This is a genomic window from Janthinobacterium sp. BJB401, from assembly GCF_013372745.1.
Classification (GTDB): domain Bacteria; phylum Pseudomonadota; class Gammaproteobacteria; order Burkholderiales; family Burkholderiaceae_D; genus Janthinobacterium; species Janthinobacterium rivuli.
Map to the genome: position 1 here is coordinate 1 of NZ_JABXFH010000100.1, position 4,938 is coordinate 4,938.

General features: G+C 52.2%; 7 protein-coding genes. All 7 read left to right on the plus strand.

Annotated features, from left to right (window positions below; translation table 11 throughout):
• Positions 1–150 precede the first annotated feature (150 nt).
• On the plus strand, positions 151–522 hold the full coding sequence (locus HWE17_RS28245) for a hypothetical protein (RefSeq protein ID WP_176391084.1): 372 nt from the start codon (positions 151–153) through the stop codon (positions 520–522).
• Between the two features lie 9 nt (positions 523–531).
• Positions 532–1,152 (plus strand): DUF3304 domain-containing protein, encoded by a 621-nt coding sequence (locus HWE17_RS28250; RefSeq protein WP_176391086.1) that lies wholly within the window; start codon positions 532–534, stop codon positions 1,150–1,152.
• A complete protein-coding gene (locus tag HWE17_RS28255) occupies positions 1,149–1,520 on the plus strand; it encodes a hypothetical protein (protein WP_176391085.1) in 372 nt (123 codons plus the stop codon). Before HWE17_RS28250 ends, HWE17_RS28255 begins: the two co-directional genes overlap by 4 nt.
• A gap of 9 nt (positions 1,521–1,529) precedes the next feature.
• Positions 1,530–2,153, plus strand: coding sequence for a DUF3304 domain-containing protein (locus HWE17_RS28260; RefSeq protein ID WP_176391087.1), 624 nt, complete (start codon positions 1,530–1,532; stop codon positions 2,151–2,153).
• Complete coding sequence (locus tag HWE17_RS28265; protein ID WP_176391088.1) at positions 2,150–4,252, plus strand: DUF2235 domain-containing protein; 2,103 nt, start codon at positions 2,150–2,152, stop codon at positions 4,250–4,252. The genes HWE17_RS28260 and HWE17_RS28265 overlap by 4 nt, the downstream gene beginning before the upstream one ends.
• Before the next feature lie 83 nt (positions 4,253–4,335).
• Positions 4,336–4,644: a hypothetical protein gene (locus HWE17_RS28270; RefSeq protein WP_176391089.1), complete on the plus strand. Its 309-nt coding sequence runs from the start codon at positions 4,336–4,338 to the stop codon at positions 4,642–4,644.
• 40 nt (positions 4,645–4,684) lie between these two features.
• The coding region (locus HWE17_RS28275) for a DUF3304 domain-containing protein (protein ID WP_176391090.1) at positions 4,685–4,938 on the plus strand (254 nt) is incomplete at its 3' end.

A 4,938-nucleotide genomic window follows, 5' to 3' on the forward strand; every position in this document is an offset into this window, starting at 1 on the left:
GCTGAAATTGAAGAGAGAAAAAGCTAGCTTACTTACGCTGGAAAGAGGACTGTTGCTTAGAGGGAATTCTTTGCCAGATGAGAAGGTAAAGGAGATTCAGGAAATCATTGAGTTTCAGAAAAAAGTCATCCAAAGCTTGGAAGGAAATCCATGATTGCTTTTTTAGCCAAAAGCTATTCTGTAGATAAAAATGATCCATCTGATAAAGACCGTTTTTTTGACGGAATAGATGAAATGGATAAAATTATAAAATTCATGAAGGCGCGTGAGTGTCCACTTCCAGGTTTCCCTCCGCCATGTGATGTCAATCTGTTTTTCGGTTTCTTCTTCGACGGTACCAACAATAATATGAAGCGGGATGTGGCGTTTCACTCGCACAGCAACGTGGCGCGCTTGTATCGTGCATTTTCCGGCGGTAAAGATACGCATGGCAGTGACGCCAGGCTATGCAAACTGGATACGCAACTGACCGTTAGCAATGGCGCCAAGGCACGCGCTCTGAGTCTTGGCATTGATACATAGGGGGAAACCATGAGTGCGTTACTCAAGAGACAACTATTGCGAGGTCTTTTGCTGGCCGCATGCTTACCCGGCGTCGCCATGGCCGCGAGCATTCAGGCGCTGAATTATTCTTCGCGAGAAGTCGATTACATCGCGGTTGAAAATCCTGGCAATACCAACAGCGGCGGCGGTGGCGATTCGATCCGTCCATACGGGCAGGGCGGATCGATATGCTGTTTCAGCGTGCCGGAAAAGTGGCATGCGGATTTGAAGGTGGTGGTGGTCTATCAGTTGTCCCTGGACCCAACCTTTCATCGCGAGACGGTCAGTGTTCCACCGTATCCGGATGGGAAGGGAGATGATATCTGGCTGATCGTCTATGAAGATGGCAGCGTGGGAGCCGTGGTGTCGCATTACGGACCGAGCCGACCGGAGTGGCCGGGGAAAATCAAGGGGTATCCGGTGCCGACGAAGGAGTATCGGGATGAGCGTCGCAGACAAAAATTGAAGAGGGAAAAAGCGACCTTACTTACGTTGGAAAGGGTGTTGTTACGTGACATCAATATTTTGTCAGTTGAAGATATAAAGGAGACTCAAGAAATTATTGAATTCCAAAGAAAACTCATCCAAAGTCTGGAAGGAAAACCATGACTGCTTTTTTAGCTGAAAGCTATTCTGTTGATAAAACTGATCCATCTGACAAAGACCGTTTTTTTGACGGAACTGGTGAGATGAAAGAAATTGTGAAATTTTTCAAAGCTCGTGAATGCCCACTTCCAGGCTTCCCTCCGCCATGTGATGTCAATCTATTTTTCGGTTTCTTCTTCGACGGCACCAACAATAATATGGAGCGGGATGTGGCGTTTCACTCGCACAGCAACGTGGCGCGCTTGTATCGTGCATTTTCCGGCGGTAAAGATACGCATGGCAGTGACGCCAGGCTATGCAAACTGGATACGCAACTTACCGTTAGCAATGGCGCCAAGGCACGCGCTCTGAGTCTTGGCATTGATACATAGGGGGAAACCATGAGTGCGTTACTCAAGAGGCAACTATTGCGAGGCCTTTTGCTGGCCGCATGCTTACCCGGCGTCGTCATGGCCGCGAGCATCCAGGTGCTGAATTATTCTTCGCGCGAAGTCAACTACATCGCGGTTGAAAATCCGGGCAATACCAACAGCGGCGGCGGTGGCGATTCGATCGATCCATATGGGCAGGGGGGCACGATATGCTGTTTCAGCGTGCCGGAAAAGTGGCATGCGGAGTTGAATGTGGTGGTGGCCTATCAGTTTTACCCGGACCCGACCCTGCATCGCGAGACGGTCAGCATCCCGCCGTATCCGAATGGGAAGGCCGGTGATATCTGGCTGATCGTCTACGAAGATGGCAGCGTGGGAGCCGTTGTGTCGCATTACGGACCGAGCTTGCCGGAGTGGCCGGGGAAAATCAAGGGGTATCCGGTAGCGACGAAGGAGTATCGGACACAGCGTCGTAAAGCAAAAATAGAATTGGAAAAAAAATGGTTAGATACTATGGAAAAAGGATTGGCACGTAATAGTAATAAGATGACGGTCACTGAAATTGATGAATTAAAGGATGTAATTGAGTATAAGAAGAAACTCATTCAGAGCCTTGAGGGAATGCATCCATGACTGCATTTTTGGCCACTATTTATTCTGCTGAGAAAAATGAACCAGCAGATTCAGCTAAATTTTTTGATGATGAGATAGAACTGAAAATATTGGGTGATTTAGTCAAAAAAAGGGAATGTCCGGCCCCAGGATTTCCCCCCTCATGCGATGCGAATCTGTTCTTTGGCTTCTTCTTCGACGGCACCAACAATAATATGAAGCGGGATGTACCGCTTCATTCGCACAGCAACGTGGCGCGCTTGTATCGTGCATTTCCCGGGGGCAAAGACACGCATGGCAGCGAGGCGTGGCCGGACTTGGAGACAAAATATCACAAGAGTTACTTTCGCATCTACGTTCCGGGAGTGGGCACGCGTTTCGACGAGGTTGGCGATACGGGAGAGGGATTTAGCGCTCTCACCAGCGACCGGGCGCGCGGCCTGGCCTTTGCCTACAAGGGAGAAAATCGCATCATCTGGGCATTGGTGGAAGCATTGAATAATGTGCACAGATATTATACCGATGCTCCCCTGGTGGATGACAAGACGTTTAAACAGGACTTCAATACGCTCAGTTTGCCCAGCAAAGTGCAGCCTTCACAGGCGCTGGTGAACGCTTTCACGCAGGCCTTGCAAAAGTTGCACAGCAATTTGCGGCCGTTTGTGCCAACCGATGCGCCGGCGAAAAGCGTCAATAAAGGCAAGGTGCTCAATATCTTCGTGTCGATGTTCGGTTTCTCGCGTGGCGCAGCCGAAGCGCGCTCGTTTGCCAACTGGTTCATCTGGTTATGCAAGCTCGATGCGCAACTGACCGTTAGCAAGGGCGTCAAGGCTCGCCAGTTAAGTATTGGCACTATCGAGGTGACCTTCGACTTCATGGGCCTGTTCGATACCGTCGCTTCGGTTGGCTTGGCGGCTTCAGTACCCCTCCCGAACAGGATGGTGGATGGACATGGTGGCTGGGCCGACGCCGAAGTGTCGCTCAGAATACCTACGTCACCGGGGCCAAGCAAGTGCCTGCATCTGGTGTCGGCGCATGAAGTGCGCCGGTCTTTTCCCTTGGACTCCGTTGCTCACTTGGGCAATATTCCCCCTAATTGTATGGAAATTGTTTTTCCTGGTGTTCATTCGGACATCGGAGGCGGCTATCTGCAGCAAGAACAAGGGCGCGGTACAGATCCAAGTGGCGGCGATTTGATGTCGCGCATTACGTTGGCCACGATGTACCGGGCTGCCCGCCTGGCCGGGGTGCCGCTGAAGCTGGAAGAGGCCAGTGAAGCGACGAAGCGGGCCTTTCGCATCAATCCGCGGACTATAACCACCTTCAATGCGTATATCGGCTTTTGCCATGCGCAGCAAGGCGCTGAACCCTCATTGCGGCTACATAGAATCATGGAATTCCAGCATATGCTGTACATACAGTGGCGCAAGAAAATGCTAGGCAAGATGGGAAATTTACCGAATGTCAAGAATTTGGCAACAAGCTATAAAAGCGGGAAATTTGATTTTACTGATCTCACGATGGCGGACAAAGAGCTGGAAGAAGAGGTTGCGAGCTTTGAAAAATGGCGCGCCGGTCAGCGGACGACCAGCAGCAGAGGGCGGCCCCGTAATCCCGAATGGGAACCTATCGCTGAATTTTGGGATAAGCCGGTACCACCCGTCGAAGTAAGCAACTTTTTTGAGCAGTTCGTGCATGACTCGCGCGCGTGGTTCAAACCGCTGGGGAAAGACATTCCCGACTTGTGGTACGCGCTGGAATTGCTTGTGGCGCAGGAAGAGCGAGCCCGTGACTGGGAGAGCGGTCCGGAGGCAGACCCTGGGAAGCTCAATCCCTATAATTTGAGCACGAAGGAAAAAGAGCAATTGCTGCGATACAAAGCTGTCAAAGGCACCGAAAATGAAATGGATGCGATCGAACCGGACAAGGGCGGACGCGAGAGTAAACTCATGGGAGGTGGCTATTTGCGTTTCCGGTCAATTTACATGGGATCGGATACCTTCAAGCCGTCGGGCGCTCAGTATGCGGGCATGCTACCTGTTTTGCACAAGGAACAGCGCGGTATCGCGATGGCCCATCACAGATCTGCCGATGCGGTGGAGCAGGCGAAGACGGCGTAAGTCAAGCTAGGTCATTGAGCTAGCCGTGCGCCCCGGCGGAGTTTGATAAATTCCCCCTCAGCGACACCGCCTTTGCCTCCTTGGTGGATAGCGCCGAAGCCGACGCCATTCTTGCCAATCTGCATGATGTGCAGCCGGACCTGTTTCATTCCGGTACTCCGGCCGAGTATCACGCGCGCGTGGCGCGTCATTTACTTGTAGCAAATGCCAGCGGCATCGAGGCGGCGGGCCAGCGTCAGCATTTCAGCGCCCTGGCCTTGATGCTGGCCGATGATTTCACCTTGCATCCTGCGATGGCCAGCCTGTTGCGGCGCACGCGCCAGGGTGCGAATTACCTGTCCGAGCTCGACACGCTGCCCGACGATTTCTGGCAGGCGCGCTCGGCTGCCTAGCCTTGTTCCTTCAACTGCCTATTTTTATAAAAGGAAAATCATGAAATGGATTATGTATCTTGGCGCTGTCTTGCTGTTGAGCGGCTGTGCCTTCAAGGCCAGGCAGGTTGAGCAAGGCGGCCCAAGTCCTACCGCGACGGCGCAGGTGGGTATTGTGAACCATACCGGTAAGTATATTTACTCAGCATCGGTGGATGGGGCGGGAGGAGCCAATATGGCCAGATGGGGAGCGGGGGGAGCCGAAGTTTGCTGCGCCTCTATCCCGAGAGTGTGGTATCCGGGAATGATGGTGCT

Excerpts from the sequence above, each read along its gene's own strand:
- HWE17_RS28250 (WP_176391086.1), top strand. The coding sequence starts at position 532 with ATGAGTGCGTTACTCAAGAGACAACTATTGCGAGGTCTTTTGCTGGCC.
- HWE17_RS28245 (WP_176391084.1), top strand. The coding sequence starts at position 151 with ATGATTGCTTTTTTAGCCAAAAGCTATTCTGTAGATAAAAATGATCCA.
- HWE17_RS28265 (WP_176391088.1), top strand. The coding sequence starts at position 2,150 with ATGACTGCATTTTTGGCCACTATTTATTCTGCTGAGAAAAATGAACCA.
- HWE17_RS28260 (WP_176391087.1), top strand. The coding sequence starts at position 1,530 with ATGAGTGCGTTACTCAAGAGGCAACTATTGCGAGGCCTTTTGCTGGCC.
- HWE17_RS28255 (WP_176391085.1), top strand. The coding sequence starts at position 1,149 with ATGACTGCTTTTTTAGCTGAAAGCTATTCTGTTGATAAAACTGATCCA.